This is a genomic window from Xenophilus arseniciresistens, from assembly GCF_028023875.1.
Taxonomy (GTDB): Bacteria; Pseudomonadota; Gammaproteobacteria; order Burkholderiales; family Burkholderiaceae_C; genus Xenophilus; species Xenophilus arseniciresistens.
On record NZ_JAQIPB010000002.1, the window covers coordinates 504739 to 521148 of the forward strand.

Below are 16410 nucleotides of genomic sequence, written 5' to 3' on the forward strand. Positions count from 1 at the left end.
TGAAGAAGTGGATGGTGAAGAAGCCGAAGGAAAGAACGAAGAAGTGTCGTGTCAGCGGCCCTTGAAGGCCGGCTTGCGCTTGTCGAAGAAGGCGTTCACGCCTTCGCGGAAATCGTCGCCGGCTGCGCAGTGCGCAAAGGCTGCCGACTCGGCCGCCAACTGGGCCGGCAGCTCGCGCTCGAAGCTGCCGCGCATCAAGCGGCGCAACTGCCCCAGCGCGGCCGTGGGCCCTGCTGCCAGGCGCTGCGCCAGGGCCAGCGCCTCGTCGGCCAGCGCTGCGGCAGGCACGACGCGGTTGACCAGGCCCATGCGCTCGGCCGCAGCGGCGTCGAGCATGTCGCCCAGCATCGCGATCTCCAGCGCGCGGCGCAAGCCCACCCAGCGCGGCAGCGCCCACGAGGCCCCCACGTCGCAGCTGGCACCGATGTTCACATAAGCCAGGTTGAAGCGCGTGCCTTCGGCGGCAAGCACGAAGTCGGCATGCAGCATCAGCGACAGGCCCGCGCCGGCGGCCACGCCGTGCACCTGCGCCACCACGGGTGTGTCCAGCGTGGCCAGCAGCGCCACCGCCTCATGCAGCGGGCCGATCAGGTCGGCCGCGCCCTGCAGCGGGTCGGCCTGCAGCACGGCCAGGTCGCCACCGGCCATGAAGCCCTTGCCGCTGCCGCGCAGCAGCACCGCGCGCACGCTGCGGTCGGCGGCGATGGCCTTCACGGCCGCCAGGAAGGCCTGCGCCATCGGCACGTCGATGGCGTTCAGCGCCGCAGGGCGGTTGAACTGCAAGGTGGCGACGGCGCCCTCGCGGGCGACTAGCAGCGGGGCGTTCGGGTCTTGATCTGAAGCGTTCATGAGCGTGTCTCCATGCTGCTTTTGTTCGGGGTGCGTGCGCGAGCGCGTTTGGCGGGTGCGGCGATGGCGCGGGCGCGCGGCGTGGCCTTGGGCGCTGCGCTGGCAGGCACGGCCAGCACGCCCCCCAGCAGCAGGCCCAGCGCCTGTTCGGTGATCTGGGCATGCGTGAGCGTGCCGTCTTCGCGGTGCCAGCGGCCCACCCAGCTCAGCGCGCCGGCCAGCATGAAGGCGGCCATCTTCGGATCGCAAGGCAGCAGCGAACCTTCGCGGATGCCCTCCTCGATCAGCTGGCGGAACTCGAGGTCGATGCCGGCCTTGAGCCGGCGCAGCTCCTTCTTGAGCGGCGCGGGCAGCGGGTCTTCGCCGATGCGGATCACGCATTTGCCGAAGTCCTGCATCACGATGCCCACGTAGATGCCCATGCAGGCCATCAGCTGGTCCAGCGCACGGCCGCCGCCTTCGCGCACCTCGGCGATGCCCGCGCGCATCAGCTCCAGCGCGGCACGCACGCATTCGAGCAGGATGTCGTCCTTGCTCTTGATGTAGTAGTACAGCGTGGGCTTGCTCACATGCAGGCGCTCGGCGATGTCGTCGAGCGAGGTGGCATGAAAGCCGCGCTCGTTGAACAGCCGCGCGGCCGTCTGCAGCACGGCCTGGCGCTTTTTCTCGCGCTGCTGCCCCCGGCCGGCCGCCGGCAGCCAGGGCGAGGCGACGGCGGATGCGGCAGCGACGGCAGAAGGCTTGCGAGGGCTCATGGGGTTTGCGCGCACGGGAAAGTCCCGATGTAACCGGTAGTGCCGTTTCCGAAGATCGCCGACGTTACCGGGGAGTAGAAATTCTACGGGCGAGTAGCCCCTCACGTCTCGCCGGCCGTCTCACGGCTTACCCTGAAGCAAGCTCGCCGCCCATGCCCACGCGCCCTGAACCGAGGCCTCACGCCCCAGCCCTGGCCCCTGCCGCAGCCCACGCACCGGTGCTTAGCGTGCAGGGCCTGACGCTGGCTTTCGGCGGCGTCAAGGCGCTCAACGGCGTGAGCTTCGACGTGCATGCCGGCTCCATCACGGCCGTGATCGGCCCCAACGGCGCGGGCAAGACCTCGCTGTTCAACACCATCTCGGGCTTCTACAGGCCCACGGCGGGCAGCGTTCACTTCGACGGCGCGGACATCACGCGCGTGCCGGCACCGCGCCGCGCCGCGCTGGGGCTGGCGCGCAGCTTCCAGAACATCGCGCTGTTTCGCGGCATGACGGTGCTGGACAACATCAAGCTGGGCCGCCACGCGCACCTGAAGACCAACGTCTTCGAGGCCCTGCTGTACGTGGGCCGCGCGCGCCGCGAAGAGGCACGGCTGCGGCGCGCGGTGGAAGAACGCATCATCGATTTCCTCGAGATCGACCACATCCGCCATGCCAGCGTGGCCGCCCTGCCCTACGGCCTGCAAAAGCGCGTGGAGATGGCCCGCGCGCTGGCCATGCTGCTGGACGAGCCCGGCGAGGCGGCACCCGCCACCCCAGGCCCGCGCGTGCTGATGCTCGACGAGCCCGTGGCCGGCATGAACCGCGAAGAGACCGAGGACATGGCGCGCTTCATCCTCGACGTGCGGCGTGAATGGGGCATCACGGTGCTGATGGTGGAGCACGACATGGCCATGGTGATGGACCTGTCGGACCATGTGGTGGTGCTGAACTTCGGCCAGGTCATCGCGCAGGGCACGCCGCAGCAGGTGCAGGCCGACCCCGAGGTGGTGCGCGCCTACCTGGGCGCGGGCGACGTGGGCGAGCTGCGCAAGCGCCTGCGCGGCGCGGCCCTGGCGGCCTGAAAGCGACACAGAGGCGCGCAGCACCATGGATTGGGCCTACCTCTTCGAGATCGCGCTGACCGGCGTGGCCGGTGGCGGGCTGTATGCGCTGGCGGCGCTGGCCTTCGTGCTGGTCTACAAGGCCACGCGCGTGGTCAACATCGCGATCGGCGAGATGCTGATGGTCGGCGCCTACCTCTTCTTCGCCTTCGCCGCGAGCATGGCCCTGCCCATCTGGCTGGCCGTGCTGGGCGCGGTGCTGGGCACGGGCCTGCTGGGCGCGGTGATCGAGCGCACCATGATCCGCCCGCTTTTGGGCGAACCACCGATCTCGGTGTTCATGGTGACGGTGGGGCTGGCCTCCATCCTCGTGGGGCTGGTCGAGATCATCTGGACCGCCGACCAGCGCCGCCTGCCCGAGTTCTTTCCCACGGCACCGGTGATGGTGGGCGACGCCTTCCTCGCGCCCAAGGTGGCCTATGGCTCGCTCGCGGCGCTGGTGCTGATCGTGCTGGTGCTGCTGCTGTTCCGCTTCTGGCGCGGCGGCGTGGCCCTGCGCGCCACGGCCTCGGACCAGGGCGCGGCCACCATGATGGGCATCAACGTGCCGCGCGTGTTCTCGCTGGCCTGGGTGGCCTCGGCCATGATCGCGGCCGTCGCAGGCATCGTGGTCGGCGCCATCGGCGGCATCTCTTCGTCGATGGGCGTGTTCGGGCTGTCGGTGCTGGTGGTGGTGATCGTGGGCGGGCTCGACAGCGTGCTGGGCGCACTGCTGGGCGGGCTGCTGATCGGCCTGATCGAGGCCCTGGCCGGCGCCTTCCTGGGCGGCGAATACAAGCTGCTGGCCACCTTCGTGGTGCTGGTGGTGGTGCTGATGATCCGGCCCTACGGCCTGTTCGGCACGCACGAGATCGAGCGGCTGTGAGCCGCCACCGGATGGACTGAAATGAAACAGCCCCCACGCTTCCCCGCTTCGCGCGGTCCGCTGCCCCCCGAGGGGGCGCGTCAGTGCCTTCGGGCGGCCGGGCGCCACTGACATGCGCATCGGCACCCTCAAGCAGAGCTACATCGCCGACGCGGCGCTGTTCGACTCGCGCACGCAGAAAGTCTGGCTGGCCATCGGCGCCGCGCTGCTCGTGCTCTTCCCCTTTATGGCCAGCGACTACTGGCTGTACCTGGCCTGCCTGGTGGCCATCAACGTGGCCAGTGCCACGGGCCTGAACATCCTCACGGGCTACACCGGCCTGGTGAGCCTGGGCCAGGCCGCCTTCATGGGCCTGGGGGCCTACACGGTCGCCATTTTGCAAACGCGCTACGGCACGCCCTTCGCGCTGAACCTGCTGGCCGGCGGTGTGGTGGCCATGGCGGGCGGCGTGGTGGTGGGCATCCCCTCGCTGCGCGTCAAGGGGCTGTACCTGGCCATCGCCACCATCGCGGCTTCGTTCATCGCGCACTTCCTGTTCGCCAACCTCAAGCTCACGGGCGGCACCACGGGCCTGTCGATGCAGCCGGCCACGGTTTTCGGTCTGCCGCTGGACACTTCCTTTCGCCTGTACTGGCTGATCGTGCCCGTGATGCTGCTGATGGTGCTGGGCGCGGCCAACCTCTTTCGCACGCGCGTGGGCCGCGCCTTCATCGCCGTGCGCGACCGCGACATCTCGGCCGCGGTGCTGGGCATCCCGCTGCTGCGCACCAAGCTGCTGTCTTTTGCGCTGTCGTCCTTCTACGCGGGCGTGGCGGGCGGGCTGTGGGCCTACTTCTTCCGCGTGGTCACGCCCGAGAGCTTTCCGCTGCTCATGTCCATCTTCTTCCTGGCCGCCATCATCGTGGGCGGCATGGGGTCGATCCTGGGCGGCATCCTGGGCGCGGTGTTCATGACCCTGGTGCCCGAGCTGCTCAAGCTGGTGTTCGACCTGCTGCCCGGTGGCACCGAGATGACGGTGTTCCTCTCGCCGGTGCGCACCGTGGTCTTCGGCCTGCTGATCGTGGGCTTTCTGGTGTTCGAGCCGCACGGGCTCGCCGAAATGTGGCGGCGCATCCGCCGCTTCTTCCACTTGTGGCCTTTCAGAAACTAAGGAGACAGACATGCTGCACGCAACTGCCAAGAGCACTTCCTCGCTGAACCGCCGCCACCTGGTGCTGGGCACCGGCGCCGCACTGGCCGCAGGCGCGCTGCCGCTGTCAGTGCGCGCCCAGGCCGAAGACATCGTGATCGGCGGCTCCATCCCCATGACCGGCGTGTTCGCCTTCGCGGGCATCGGCATCAACGCCGGCATCGCCGACTACGTGAAGATCGTCAACGACGCGGGCGGCATCAAGGGCCGCAAGCTGCGCTACGTGCCCGAGGACACGGGCTACAAGGTCGACGTCTCGGTGGCGGCCTTCAAGAAGATCACCAGCCAGAACAAGGTCAACCTCTACTACGGCGACTCCACGGGTTTTGCCAAGACCATCAACCCCGAGCTGGACCGCAACGGCCAGATCCTGATGGCCGGCGCCTCCTTCGCCTCGGAACTCAACGACCCCAAGAAGTACCCCAACCAGTTCCTCGTGGGGCCCGACTACACCGAGCAGATCGGCATCCTGCTCAAGCACATCGCCAAGGAAAAGCCCGGCGCCAAGGTGGCCTTCGTCTACAGCGATTCGGAGTTCGGGCGCGACCCCATCGAGGCCAGCGAAGCCGCGGCCAAGAAGCTGGGCCTCGCGGTGCCGATCAAGATCATGACGCCGGCCGGCAGCGTGGACGTGTCCACCGAGGTCATCAAGCTGCGTCGCGCCGCGCCCGACTACACCATCTTCCATGGCTACATCCTCGCGCCCATCCCCGAGTTCATCCAGCAGGGCAAGCAGCAGGGCATGAGCAGCAAGTGGATGGGCACCTTCTGGACCATGGACAGCTCCACCGTCATGAAGATGGGCGAGGCCGGCGACGGCTTCATGGGCGTGATGCCCTTCCGCTACTACTACGACACCGAGAAGGCGCCGATGCTCGAGAAGATCCGCGCGCTGCGCCCCGAGTACCAGAGCACGGCCTACATCCAGGGCTTCCTGACGGCCATGCTGTTCACCGAGGCCGCCAAGCGCACGCTGGAGGCCGGCAAGCCGCTGGACGGCAAGAACCTCAAGGCATCGCTGAACACGCTGAAGGACTTCGACACCGGCGGGATCATCGGCACGCCGATCACCATCAGCGGCAACTCGCTGCCGGTGGGGCGCGTGTACCGGGCCGACATGAAGGCGCAGAAGATGGTTGCGGCCAGCGACTGGATCAAGCTCTGAACCCATGAGCGTTGAGGTCGCCCCCATCCTCGAGGTCAACAACATCGAGGTGGTCTACAACAAGGTGGTGCAGGTGCTGCGCGGGCTGTCGCTGGCCGTGCCGCGCGGGCAGATCGTGGCGCTGCTGGGCAGCAACGGGGCCGGCAAGTCCACCACGCTCAAGGCCATCTGCGGCCTGCTGCCGCTGGAAGACGGCGAGCTGCAGGCCGGCCAGATCCGCTTTGGCGGCGAGCCCACCGAGCAGGTGCCCGCGCACCTTCTGGTGCGCCGCGGCCTGGCCCATGTGATGGAAGGGCGGCGCGTGTTCGAGGACCTGAGCGTGGAAGACAACCTCGTGGCCGCGACCTACGCGCTGACGGGGCGCAAGGCCGGGGCCGCGGACTTCGACGCGGTCTACAGCTACTTTCCGCGCCTGCACGAGCGGCGCAAGGGCTTGGCGGGCTACCTTTCGGGCGGCGAGCAGCAGATGCTGGCCATCGGCCGCGCGCTCATCGCGCAGCCGCAGCTGATCCTGCTCGATGAGCCCTCGCTGGGCCTGTCGCCCATGCTGGTGGAGGAGATCTTCACCATCATCGCGCGCATCAACGCCGAACGCGGCGTGTCGATGCTGCTGGTGGAGCAGAACGCCAGCGTGGCGCTGGCCGTGGCCGACTTCGGCTACATCATGGAAAGCGGGCGCATCGTGATCGACGGCAGCGCGCAGCGCCTGGCCGCCGACCCCGACGTGCGCGAGTTCTACCTGGGCGTGGGCGGCAGCGGCGAGGCGCGCAGCTTCAGGGACCTGAAGCACTACAAGCGGCGCAAGAGGTGGCTTTCATGAGCCTTCCCGAAAAAACACTGCCGCAAATGCTGCACGAACAGGCGCAGCGCCAGCCCCATGCCATCGCCATCCGGCAGAAGGACTTCGGCATCTGGCAGCCGCTGAGCTGGGCCGGCTACCTGCGCCGCGCCAGTCATGTGGGGCTTGGCCTGGCCAGCCTGGGCCTGGGCGCGGGCAGCCACGTGGGCGTGCTGTCGGAGAACCGCGTCGAATGGGTACTGGCCCAGATGGGCACCGGCCTGATCGGCGCCGTGACCGTGGGCGTGTACCCCACCAGCCCCACGCACGAAGTGGCCTATGTGCTGGGCCATGCCGACGTGGAGGTGGTGGTCTGCGAAGACCAGGAGCAGGCCGACAAGGTGCTGGAGGCCATCGAACAGCTGCCCAAACTGCGCCGCATCGTCGTGGTCGAGACCAAGGGCCTGGCCAGCTACGGGCCCGATGCGCGCGCACGCATCCTGAGCTTTGCTGAGCTGGAAGCCGCGGGTGCGGCCATCGACGCGGCCGCAGGCGATGCGCGCATCCGCGCCGCGCTGGCCGCGCAGCGCCTGGATGACATCGGCCTGATGATCTACACCTCGGGCTCCACGGGCGCGCCCAAGGGCGCGATGGTGTCGTGGCGCAACATCCGGGGCGTGGTGCCCGGCATCGTGGACCGGCTGGGCCTGGACGCGCGCACCACGCACCTGTCGTACCTGCCGCTGTGCCATGTGGCCGAGCAGATGTTCACCAGCTTCGTGCCGCTGTACCTGGGCACGCAGGTGAACTTCGGCGAATCGATACGCACGGTGCAGGAAGACCTGCGCGAAGTGGCGCCCACGATGTTCCTGGGGGTGCCGCGCATCTGGGAAAAGCTGCATGCCGGCATCACCATCAAGATGCAGGAAACCGGCCGGCTGCGGCGCGCGCTCTACACCCGTGCGCTGGCCGCCTGCGCGCCGCTGGCCGAAAAGCCGCGCAGCGCCTGGACGCCGGGCGAGCGCCTGCGCCACACCCTGGCCTACTGGAGCGTGCTGCGCGCGCTGCAGAACTTCATCGGCCTGCGCCGCGCGGCGGTGGCGCTGACCGGCGCCGCGCCCATCCCGCCCGACGTGGTGCGCTTCTTTCGCACGCTGGGCGTGCCGCTGGTGGAGGTGTACGGCCTGACCGAATCCACCGGCATGGTCACGGGCCACCGGCGCGATGCGGTGCGCGTGGGCACCGTGGGGCCGGCCACGCTGGGCGTGCAAGTGCGCCTGGGCGCGCAGGACGAGCTGCAGCTGCGCGGCGAGATGGTGTTCGCGGGCTACTACAAGAACCCCGAAGCCACCGCGGCGGCCATCCAGGACGGCTGGCTGCACACGGGCGACGTGGTGCGGCTGGAGGAAGACGGGCAGATCCGCATCGTCGACCGGCTCAAGGACATCATGATCACGGCCGGCGGCAAGAACCTCACGCCCTCGGAGATCGAGAACCAGATGAAGGGCAGCCCCTTCATCAAGGAATGCATCGTGGTGGCCGAGGGCCGCAAGTTCGTGGCCGCGCTGGTGCAGATCGACTACGAGACCGTGGGCAAGTGGGCCGAGGCCCAGCGCCTGGCCTTCACGCATTTCCGCTCGCTGGTGGAACTGGCGCAGGTGCGCGATCTGGTGCAGGCCGAGATCACGCGCGGCAACAGCCGCCTGGCCCAGGTGGCGCAGATCCGGCGCTTCCACCTGCTGACCAAGGAGCTGGACCATGACGACGGCGAGGTCACGGCCACCATGAAGGTGCGGCGCTCCAGCATCTACAAGACCTACGCGGCAGAGATCGAGGGGCTTTACGCAGGCGGCTGACGCGCGCCCGCCCGCTACCTGCACGGCGCCCCGGCAGCAGGTCTATTCCCACAAGAAGATGCGGCCTGCGGCGCGCCCGCACGCCGCCGCGCCCGTCGCAAGCTGGGGTTCCCCTATCCAACCGGAGAACCCCATGAACACCCAGGCACTGAAACAGGAAGTCGACGCGCTCGAGCAGGCTGCAGACGAAGTCATCGCGGCCCTGAAGAAGGCGCCGGTCGAAGGGCAGTTGCAGCAGCAGGCACAGCAGTTCCACCAGCTCGCCCGCACCAAGCGTGAACTGGACGACCCCTCCGCGCTCAAGCAGGCCGTGATGGACATCGAGAAGTCGGCCGACCAGCTCAAGGCCGCCTGCGAACAGGCGGGCTCCGTCGATGCCTCCGTCCGGCAGGCCGTGATGGGCGCCCACGACAAGGCCTCGTCGCTCAAGCACCGCGTGCAGCAGCAGCAACAAGGCTGAACCCAGCCGCGCGGCGCTCGCATGCAGCGCCGCGCAGGCGAATCACGGAGGCCATTAGCTCAAGCCACCTGCACATTGAAGATCGTAGACAATCTGCGATTCCTTGATGACCGGCTTCACTGCCATGCGCGACCCCGCCCCACCCTCGCCCACCATCGCCCAGCTCCAGGGTCATTCGCTGGCCAGGCTGGTCCACCACGAGATCGAGCAGATGATCCTGGACGGCCGCCTGCAGCCCGGCGCCAAGCTGACCGAATCCACGCTGGCCGAGCAGTTGGGCGTCTCGCGCGGCCCGGTGCGCGAGTGCTTCAGGCTGCTCGAAGAAGCCGGCCTGGTGCGCACCGAAAAGAACCGCGGTGTGTTCGTGCGCGACCTGCCCATTGACGAAGCGCTGGAAATCTTCGAGGTCCGCGCCGTGATGGACCTTTACGTGGGACGCAAGGTGGCCCAGACCGCCGGCAGCGCCGATGTGCGCGAACTGCGGCAGTGCGTGGATGCGATGGACCAGGCAGCCAGGGAAGTGGACCCCCAGGCCTACCACCGGCTGAACCTGCAGTTCCACGACCGCCTGCTGCTGCTGGCGGGCAATGCCAAGCTCACGGCCACCTACCGCAAGCTGGTCAAGGAGCTTTCGCTGTTGCGGCGCCAGAACCTCAGCGCCGCGTCGATGCTGGCCTTCGCGCGCGAGCACCGCCAGATCGTCAAGGCCATTGCCTCGGGCGACGCCGATGCCGCCGGGCAGGCCATGTACACGCATGTGATGAACAGCCGCGAGCTCACGCGCTCGAAGTTCGCGGCCGCCTCCCCCGCCGTCAGCGCCAGCACCGAGGCCAGGCCCCAGGGCAGGCGCGGCGCATGACGCTGAGCACACCCGTCATCCTCGCGGTGCTGGTCGGCGCGCTGCTGCACGCGAGCTGGAACGCGCTGATCAAGTCGGCGCCCGACAAGGCCCTGGACACCGGGCTGGTGCACAGCCTGGGCGTGCTCTTCGCGCTGCCCCTGCTGGCCGTCACGGGCCTGCCCGCGGCCGCGGCCTGGCCGTTCCTGGCCGCCTCCACGCTGATCCACATCGGCTACTACATCGCGCTGGCGGGCGCCTACCAGCACGGCGATCTGGGTCTGACCTACCCGCTCATGCGCGGCTGCGCACCGCTGCTGGTGGCCCTGGGCAGCCAGGGCCTGATCGGGGAGCAGCTCTCGCCCATTGCCTGGGCCGGCGTGCTGGCCATCTGCGTGGGCGTGCTGGTGCTGGGCCTGTCGCCCGCACAGTTGCATGCGGTGGGCGGGCAGCACGGCAAGGCGCTGCGCTTTGCCCTGTGCAACGCGGCGATCATCGCCGTCTATACCGTGGTCGACGGCCTGGGCGTGCGCGCCGCAGGCGATGCGGGTGCCTATGTGGCGGCGCTGTTCGTGCTCGATGGCCTGCCCTATCTGCTGCTGGTGCTGTGGCGGCGCGGGCCCGCCGGGCGCGCGGCCGCCTTCGCCTACCTGCGCCGGCGCGCCCGCGTGGCCTGGCTGGGCACGCTGGCCTCGCTGGGCAGCTATGCGATTGCGCTGTGGGCCATGACGCGCGCGCCAGTGGCGGTGGTGGCCGCGCTGCGCGAAACCTCGGTGCTCTTCGCGGTGCTGATCGGCACGCTGTGGCTGCGTGAGCCCTTTGGCGCGCACCGGGCCGTGGGCGTGCTGGCCATGGTGGTGGGCGTCATGGCGCTGCGCGCGGGCTGAAGCTCAGCAGGAAACAACAGGCCCGTCAGGCCGGCTCGGCGTGCATGCCTTCCAGGGCCTGGGCCAGGTCGGCCCGCAGATCCTGCACCGCCTCCAGGCCGATGGAAAAGCGCACCAGCGTGCCCTTGTGCGGCCAGCGGCTCACGCTGGCATCGCGCATCAGGCCGATGTCGTAGGGCACCACCAGGCTCACCGGTCCGCCCCAGGAATAGCCCAGCTTGAACAGGCCCAGGCCGTCGCAGAAGCGGTCCACGGCCTCGATGCCGAAGCGCGCATCGAAGACCACCGAGAACAGCCCCGCGGCCAGGTCCTGCGGGCCGCACAGCGCCCGCCAGTGCGCATGGCCGGGCGAGTCCTCGAGCGCGGGGTGCAGCACCTGCACGATCTCCTCGCGCCCCTCGAACCAGCGGGCCAGCTCGCGCGCGCTACGGTCGTGCGCCACGTAGCGCAGCGGCAGGCTGGGCAGGCTGCGCAGCACGCTCTCCGCATCGTTGGCGCCCACGCCCCAGCCCATGCGCATGTGGCAGAGCTTGAGCTTCAGGTGCAGGGCTTCGTCGCGCGTGACCACGCTGCCCATCAGCACGTCGCCGCCGCCGCTGGGGTACTTGGTGAGCGCGTGCACCGAGATGTCCACGCCCGCGGCCGCGAACGGGTCGAAGGCCAGGCCCGCGCCCCAGGTGTTGTCCAGGGCCGTGGTCACGCCGCGCGCCCGGCAGGCGGCCACCAGCGCGATCAGGTCCGGGAACTCCATGGTCACCGAGCCCGGCGCTTCCAGCCACACCAGTCGCGTGCGCTCCGACAGCTTGTCGTGCAGGTCCTGCGGATTCATCGCGTCGTACAGGCGGTGCGTGATGCCGAAGTTGGCCAGCTCGCCCGTGGCCAGTGCCTTGTTGGGGCCGTAGGCGTTGTCGGGGATCAGCACCTCGTCGCCGCGCTTGAGCAGCGCAAAGCTCACCAACGAGATGGCCGCCAGCCCGCTGGGCACCAGCAGGCATTCGGTGCCGCCTTCCAGCGCGGCCAGCCGCTCTTCCAGCAGGAAGGTGGTGGGCGTGCCATGCAGGCCGTAGGTGTAGCCAGCCTTGCTGCGCCAGTCGCGCGCGCGCATCGCTGCCACGTCCTTGAAGTAGACCGTCGAGGCCTTGTGAACGGCCGGCTGCGGCGCGTCGAAGCCTTCGGGCGGGGTGTAGGGATGGTGGATCAGGTCGGTGGAGGACAGGCTCATGCGGCGATGCTAGTACAGCCACCTGCTCATGCCCAAGGCCCTGGTCAGCGCCCATGAAAAAGCCGCTCGGGCGAGCGGCTTTTCATTCAGATCCGGCGCAAAGCCTTCAGACCGACCACTTCTCGATCAGCTTCTCGGGCCGCAGCGAGTCATAGCCTTCGAAGGGCTGGTGGATCCAGGGGTTGGTGGGCAGGAATTCCACCGAGTAGTCGGGCGTGAAGGTCGACAGGCCCTTGGTCCAGAGCACGGCGCTGCGCAGCTCGGTGATGGGCTTGTACTTGGTGCGCAGCAGATCGACCACGGCGTTGAGCGTGTGGCCGGAGTCGGCCAGGTCGTCCACCAGCAGCACCTTGCCCGCGATCTCGCCCTTGGGGGTGGTGATGTAGTGGGCGATGTCCAGATGGCCCTGCACCGTGCCGGCGTCGGCGCGGTAGGAGCTGGTGGACATGATGGCCAGGGGCTTGTCGAAGATGCGCGAAAGCACATCGCCAGGGCGCATGCCGCCCCGCGCCAGGCACAGGATGTTGTCGAACTCCCAGCCCGACTGGTGCACCTTGATCGCGAGCTTTTCGATCAGGTTGTGGTACTCGTCGTAGCTCACGTACAGATGTTTGCCGTCTTCGGTCAGCATGGGCTTTTCTTCTCCGTCGTTTCTTCGTGGATGGCGGAACGGGCTCAATCCGCCAGGTACGGGTGCCGCATCATGATCGTGTGGTCACGGTCCGGGCTGGTGGAAATCAGCGCGATCGGCACGCCGGTCACCTGCTCGATGCGCTGCAGGTACAGGCGCGCATTGACGGGCAGCTTGTCGTATTGCGTGACGCCCACGGTGCTTTCGGTCCAGCCTTCGATGGTTTCGTACACCGGCACGCAGCGCGAGATCTCGTCTGCGCCCATGGGCAGGATGTCGATGTGCTCGCCGTCCAGCTCGTAGCCGGTGCACAGCTTCAGTTCTTCCAGGCCGTCCAGCACGTCGAGCTTGGTGATGCACAGCCCCGACAGGCCGTTGACCTGGGCCGAGCGCTTGAGCAGCGCGGCGTCGAACCAGCCGCAGCGGCGCGAGCGGCCGGTGGTGACGCCCTTTTCGGCGCCCACGGTGCTCATGTGGTAGCCGGGCGTGCCGGGCACTTCCCAGTCCAGTTCGGTCGGGAAGGGACCGCCGCCCACGCGGGTGCAGTAGGCCTTGGTGATGCCCAGGATGTAGTGCAGCATGCCCGGGCCCACGCCCGCACCGGCGGCGGCATTGCCGGCCACGCAGTTGCTCGAGGTGACGTAGGGGTAGGTGCCGTGGTCCACGTCCAGCAGCGTGCCCTGCGCGCCTTCGAACAGCAGGTTGCCGCCGTTGCGGTGCAGCTCGTTGAGCTCGCGCGAGACGTCGGCGATCATGGGCTTGAGCAGCTCGGCGTGCTTCATGGCCTCGTTGTAGACCGTGTCGAAATCGATGGCAGGCGCGCCCAGCACCTCGACCAGCACATGGTTGTGCAGTTCCAGCAGCACCTTGAGCTTTTCGGCAAAGCGCGCCGGGTTCTTCAGGTCCTGTACGCGCAGCGCGCGGCGCGCGATCTTGTCTTCGTAGGCCGGGCCGATGCCGCGGCCGGTGGTGCCGATCTTCTCGATGCCGCCCTTTTCGCGGTAGGCCTCGCGCGCCACGTCCAGCGCGGCGTGGAAGGGCAGGATCAGCGGGCAGGCTTCCGACACGCGAAGGCGCGAACGCACTTCCACGCCCGCCTTTTCCAGGCCCTCGATCTCCTCGAACAGCTTGGCTGCCGACAGCACCACGCCGTTGCCGATGTAGCAGGTCACGCCGGGGCGCATGATGCCGCTGGGGATCAGGTGCAGCGCCGTCTTCACGCCGTTGATGACCAGCGTGTGGCCCGCGTTGTGGCCGCCCTGGAAGCGCACCACGCCCTGGGCGCTTTCGGTCAGCCAGTCGACCAGCTTGCCTTTGCCTTCGTCGCCCCATTGGGTGCCGACGACGACCACGTTACGTCCGGTAGTCACGCTCATGATGTGATGTCTGTGTATCGCTGGTGGAAAGATGAAAGTGTTCAGGCGGCCTCGACCGTCCATTGGCCGGCACGCTGCACCAGCGCGCGGTCGCAATGGAATTCGTCGATTTCGCTCTCGTGGCCCGGCAGCATGCAGACCACGGTCTCGCCCTGGGCGCGCAGCGCGGCGATGGCCGCGCGCAGGCCGGCGTCCTCGGACCAGGGCGCGCGCACGGCGGCGCGCAGCGCTCGCGTGGGCAGCACGCGCACCAGTTCGCGCAGGTCCAGGCTGAAGCCCACGGCGGGGCGGTTGCGGCCGAAGACCGCCCCCACCTCGTCATAGCGGCCGCCGCGCGCCAGCGAGTCGGAAGCGCCTTCGGCATAGATGGCGAAGCGCGCGCCGCTGTAGTAGGCGTAGCCACGCAGGTCGGCCAGGTCGAAGCTCACCTCGGCGCCCTCCAGCGATTCGGCCAGCCAGCGCAGGTTGTCCAGCGCGGCCTGCACGCCGGGCGTGGCCTTGAGCGCACGTGCGGCTTCGTCGAGCACGCGCGCGTCGCCGTACAGCTGCAGCAGCGCCAGCAGGCCCTCGCGCGCGCTGGCGGGGAAGTCGCGCGTCAGCTCGCGCAGCGTACTGGCGTCCTTGGTCGCAAGCGCGGCATGCACTTGCGCGATGGTCTCGGGTGGCACCATCACGCCTGCAAAAAGCGCGCGCACGATGCGCACATCGGCCAGGTCCACGATGGGCTTGGAGATGCCGGCGGCCGACAGGCAGTCCAGTGCCAGCAGCAGCGATTCGAGGTCGGCCTCGCGGCCGGCATGGCCGTAGATCTCGGCGCCGAACTGCAGCGGCTCGCGCGTGGCATGGGGGCGGTCGGGACGCGCGTGCAGCACCGGGCCGCAGTAGCACAGGCGGGCCACACCCTGGCGGTTGAGCAGGTGGGCATCGATGCGGGCCACCTGCGGCGTGGTGTCGGCGCGCAGGCCCATGCTGCGGCCCGAGAGCTGGTCCACCAGCTTGAAGGTCTGCAGGTCCAGGGCTTCTCCCGTGCCGGACAGCAGGGATTCCAGATGCTCCAGAAGCGGCGGCATGACCAGCTCATAGCCGTAGCTACGGGCGGTGTCGAGGAGTTGGCGTCGGAGTTCTTCGATGTGGCGCGCCTCGGAGGGCAGCACATCGGCGAGGTGATCCGGGAGGACCCAGGCGGACATGGCGGAACGGGCCGTGGTTAAAAAGGGATTCTAGCGGGGGTCTGCGACGCGACCCCCAGGCCGCTTCGCTGCGCTCGCCGGTCGGGATGGGGGAAGATGCGTGGCGTGGCTTTGTTTGGGCTCAGCCCAGCAGCCACAGCAAGGCCAGGCCCGCGAGGATGCAGCACAGGCCGAAGAAGCGCAGTTGGCCGTCGCGCAGTTGCATCAGCTGCCCGAAGCCGCGCCGCCAGCCGCCCGGGGAAAGGAAGGGCAGCAGCCCTTCGAGCACCAGCACCAGCGCCAGTGCCGACCAGAACACCTCGGTGCTCACACGCGGCTCACGGCTGCCTACCCAGCAGCCAAGGCATCAGGGACGGGGCGCAGCGCCCGGGGTGGCACTGCGCATGGCGCGGAAGAAGTCGGTGCCGGAGGGGTCGAGCACCAGCACGTCGCCCTTCTTGTTGAAGCTCTGCTTGTAGGCTTCCAGGCTGCGGTAGAACTGCGCGAACTGGGCATCCCGGCCGAAGGCGTCGGCATAGGCCGCCGCGGCCTGGGCGTCGCCCTCGCCCTTGATCTTCTGCGCGTCGCGGTAAGCGTTGGCCACCGTCACCTCGCGCTGGCGGTCTGCGTCGGCGCGGATCTTCTCGCCCTCGGCAAAACCGGTCGAGCGCAGCTCGTTGGCCACGCGCTTGCGCTCGGCCTCCATGCGGCGATAGACCGATTCGGTGATGGCTTCCACGTAGTCGATGCGCGTCACGCGCACGTCCACGACGTCCATGCCCCAGCCATTGCCGCCGCGCACCACGGCCAGCACCTCGCGCCGCACGTCGTTCATCACGTCTTCGCGGCGGGCCGAGATCAGGTCGCGCACCGTGCGCTTGTTGATGTTTTCCTGGAAGGCGTTGCGCACCACGCGGTTGAGCTGCACTGCGCCCGCGTTCTCGTCCAGGCCGACGTTGCGGATGTACTGCTCGGGGTCGACGATGCGCCAGCGCACATACCAGTCGATGACCACGCGCTGCTTCTCGGCCGTGAGCATGGGCTCGGTGTCCAGGCTGGACAGCGTGAGCAGGCGCTTGTCGATGTACGACACGTTCTGCACCGGCGGCGGCAGCTTGAACTTCAGGCCTGGTTCCTTGATGACTTCCTTGATCTGGCCCAGTTGGTAGACCACGCCGAACTGGCGCTGATCGACCACGAAGGCCATGGAACTGAGCGCCATCAGCAGCACGATGACCGAGGCGGCAATGAATCCGATTCTGTTCAT

Annotated in this window: 17 protein-coding genes; 9 read left to right on the forward strand and 8 right to left on the reverse strand. The window is 68.6% G+C overall.

The features are described from left to right. Nucleotides 1-51: 51 nt before the first annotated feature. Together PGB34_RS06980 and PGB34_RS06985 are read right to left on the reverse strand one after the other, a co-directional pair. Nucleotides 52-849, reverse strand: a complete 798-nt coding sequence (locus PGB34_RS06980; RefSeq protein ID WP_271427340.1) for an enoyl-CoA hydratase/isomerase family protein — start codon at nucleotides 847-849, stop codon at nucleotides 52-54. Further along, nucleotides 846-1604: a TetR/AcrR family transcriptional regulator gene (locus PGB34_RS06985; protein WP_271427341.1), complete on the reverse strand. Its 759-nt coding sequence runs from the start codon at nucleotides 1602-1604 to the stop codon at nucleotides 846-848. The genes PGB34_RS06980 and PGB34_RS06985 overlap by 4 nt, the downstream gene beginning before the upstream one ends. Nucleotides 1605-1756: 152 nt before the next feature. On the opposite strand from PGB34_RS06985, the gene PGB34_RS06990 reads away from it, so the two are divergent. From PGB34_RS06990 to PGB34_RS07030, 9 genes are all read left to right on the forward strand, one after another. Continuing rightward, nucleotides 1757-2668, forward strand: a complete 912-nt coding sequence (locus PGB34_RS06990) for an ABC transporter ATP-binding protein (protein ID WP_271427342.1) — start codon at nucleotides 1757-1759, stop codon at nucleotides 2666-2668. Nucleotides 2669-2693: 25 nt separating this feature from the next. After that, the gene (locus PGB34_RS06995; RefSeq protein WP_271427343.1) at nucleotides 2694-3572 is read left to right on the forward strand and encodes a branched-chain amino acid ABC transporter permease; all 879 of its coding nucleotides are present in this window, start codon (nucleotides 2694-2696) and stop codon (nucleotides 3570-3572) included. A 112-nt stretch (nucleotides 3573-3684) separates the two neighbouring features. Then, on the forward strand, nucleotides 3685-4722 hold the full coding sequence (locus PGB34_RS07000) for a branched-chain amino acid ABC transporter permease (protein ID WP_271427344.1): 1038 nt from the start codon (nucleotides 3685-3687) through the stop codon (nucleotides 4720-4722). A gap of 10 nt (nucleotides 4723-4732) precedes the next feature. Next, nucleotides 4733-5926, forward strand: coding sequence for an ABC transporter substrate-binding protein (locus PGB34_RS07005; protein WP_271427345.1), 1194 nt, complete (start codon nucleotides 4733-4735; stop codon nucleotides 5924-5926). Between the two features lie 4 nt (nucleotides 5927-5930). After that, entirely contained in the window at nucleotides 5931-6746 is an 816-nt protein-coding gene (locus PGB34_RS07010; protein WP_271427346.1) for an ABC transporter ATP-binding protein, read from the forward strand. Beyond that, nucleotides 6743-8560 carry an AMP-dependent synthetase/ligase gene (locus PGB34_RS07015; RefSeq protein ID WP_271427347.1) on the forward strand — a complete coding sequence of 606 codons (1818 nt, stop codon included), beginning with the start codon at nucleotides 6743-6745 and terminating at the stop codon, nucleotides 8558-8560. The genes PGB34_RS07010 and PGB34_RS07015 overlap by 4 nt, the downstream gene beginning before the upstream one ends. Before the next feature lie 133 nt (nucleotides 8561-8693). Continuing rightward, nucleotides 8694-9020, forward strand: a complete 327-nt coding sequence (locus tag PGB34_RS07020; protein WP_271427348.1) for a hypothetical protein — start codon at nucleotides 8694-8696, stop codon at nucleotides 9018-9020. A gap of 124 nt (nucleotides 9021-9144) precedes the next feature. Next, nucleotides 9145-9879 (forward strand): phosphonate utilization associated transcriptional regulator, encoded by a 735-nt coding sequence (locus tag PGB34_RS07025; protein WP_271427349.1) that lies wholly within the window; start codon nucleotides 9145-9147, stop codon nucleotides 9877-9879. After that, complete coding sequence (locus PGB34_RS07030; RefSeq protein WP_271427350.1) at nucleotides 9876-10745, forward strand: EamA family transporter; 870 nt, start codon at nucleotides 9876-9878, stop codon at nucleotides 10743-10745. Before PGB34_RS07025 ends, PGB34_RS07030 begins: the two co-directional genes overlap by 4 nt. 25 nt (nucleotides 10746-10770) lie before the next feature. Here PGB34_RS07030 and PGB34_RS07035 read toward each other — a convergent pair whose 3' ends face one another. From PGB34_RS07035 to hflC, 6 genes are all read right to left on the reverse strand, one after another. Next, nucleotides 10771-11967 (reverse strand): PLP-dependent transferase, encoded by a 1197-nt coding sequence (locus PGB34_RS07035; RefSeq protein WP_271427351.1) that lies wholly within the window; start codon nucleotides 11965-11967, stop codon nucleotides 10771-10773. A gap of 106 nt (nucleotides 11968-12073) precedes the next feature. Beyond that, nucleotides 12074-12598, reverse strand: a complete 525-nt coding sequence (locus PGB34_RS07040) for a phosphoribosyltransferase (RefSeq protein WP_271427352.1) — start codon at nucleotides 12596-12598, stop codon at nucleotides 12074-12076. Nucleotides 12599-12642: 44 nt separating this feature from the next. Beyond that, complete coding sequence (locus PGB34_RS07045) at nucleotides 12643-13974, reverse strand: adenylosuccinate synthase (RefSeq protein WP_271427353.1); 1332 nt, start codon at nucleotides 13972-13974, stop codon at nucleotides 12643-12645. Nucleotides 13975-14015: 41 nt separating this feature from the next. Then, a complete protein-coding gene (locus PGB34_RS07050) occupies nucleotides 14016-15164 on the reverse strand; it encodes an ATP phosphoribosyltransferase regulatory subunit (RefSeq protein WP_271427354.1) in 1149 nt (382 codons plus the stop codon). A gap of 121 nt (nucleotides 15165-15285) precedes the next feature. After that, entirely contained in the window at nucleotides 15286-15474 is a 189-nt protein-coding gene (locus PGB34_RS07055) for a DUF2065 domain-containing protein (RefSeq protein ID WP_271427355.1), read from the reverse strand. A 36-nt stretch (nucleotides 15475-15510) separates the two neighbouring features. After that, nucleotides 15511-16410 (reverse strand): protease modulator HflC, encoded by a 900-nt coding sequence (gene hflC, locus PGB34_RS07060; RefSeq protein ID WP_271427356.1) that lies wholly within the window; start codon nucleotides 16408-16410, stop codon nucleotides 15511-15513.

Coding starts and splice junctions, on each gene's coding strand:
- PGB34_RS06980 (WP_271427340.1), bottom strand. CDS start 849: ATGAACGCTTCAGATCAAGACCCGAACGCCCCGCTGCTAGTCGCCCGC.
- PGB34_RS06985 (WP_271427341.1), bottom strand. CDS start 1,604: ATGAGCCCTCGCAAGCCTTCTGCCGTCGCTGCCGCATCCGCCGTCGCC.
- PGB34_RS06990 (WP_271427342.1), top strand. CDS start 1,757: ATGCCCACGCGCCCTGAACCGAGGCCTCACGCCCCAGCCCTGGCCCCT.
- PGB34_RS06995 (WP_271427343.1), top strand. CDS start 2,694: ATGGATTGGGCCTACCTCTTCGAGATCGCGCTGACCGGCGTGGCCGGT.
- PGB34_RS07000 (WP_271427344.1), top strand. CDS start 3,685: ATGCGCATCGGCACCCTCAAGCAGAGCTACATCGCCGACGCGGCGCTG.
- PGB34_RS07005 (WP_271427345.1), top strand. CDS start 4,733: ATGCTGCACGCAACTGCCAAGAGCACTTCCTCGCTGAACCGCCGCCAC.
- PGB34_RS07010 (WP_271427346.1), top strand. CDS start 5,931: ATGAGCGTTGAGGTCGCCCCCATCCTCGAGGTCAACAACATCGAGGTG.
- PGB34_RS07015 (WP_271427347.1), top strand. CDS start 6,743: ATGAGCCTTCCCGAAAAAACACTGCCGCAAATGCTGCACGAACAGGCG.
- PGB34_RS07020 (WP_271427348.1), top strand. CDS start 8,694: ATGAACACCCAGGCACTGAAACAGGAAGTCGACGCGCTCGAGCAGGCT.
- PGB34_RS07025 (WP_271427349.1), top strand. CDS start 9,145: ATGCGCGACCCCGCCCCACCCTCGCCCACCATCGCCCAGCTCCAGGGT.
- PGB34_RS07030 (WP_271427350.1), top strand. CDS start 9,876: ATGACGCTGAGCACACCCGTCATCCTCGCGGTGCTGGTCGGCGCGCTG.
- PGB34_RS07035 (WP_271427351.1), bottom strand. CDS start 11,967: ATGAGCCTGTCCTCCACCGACCTGATCCACCATCCCTACACCCCGCCC.
- PGB34_RS07040 (WP_271427352.1), bottom strand. CDS start 12,598: ATGCTGACCGAAGACGGCAAACATCTGTACGTGAGCTACGACGAGTAC.
- PGB34_RS07045 (WP_271427353.1), bottom strand. CDS start 13,974: ATGAGCGTGACTACCGGACGTAACGTGGTCGTCGTCGGCACCCAATGG.
- PGB34_RS07050 (WP_271427354.1), bottom strand. CDS start 15,164: ATGTCCGCCTGGGTCCTCCCGGATCACCTCGCCGATGTGCTGCCCTCC.
- hflC (WP_271427356.1), bottom strand. CDS start 16,410: ATGAACAGAATCGGATTCATTGCCGCCTCGGTCATCGTGCTGCTGATG.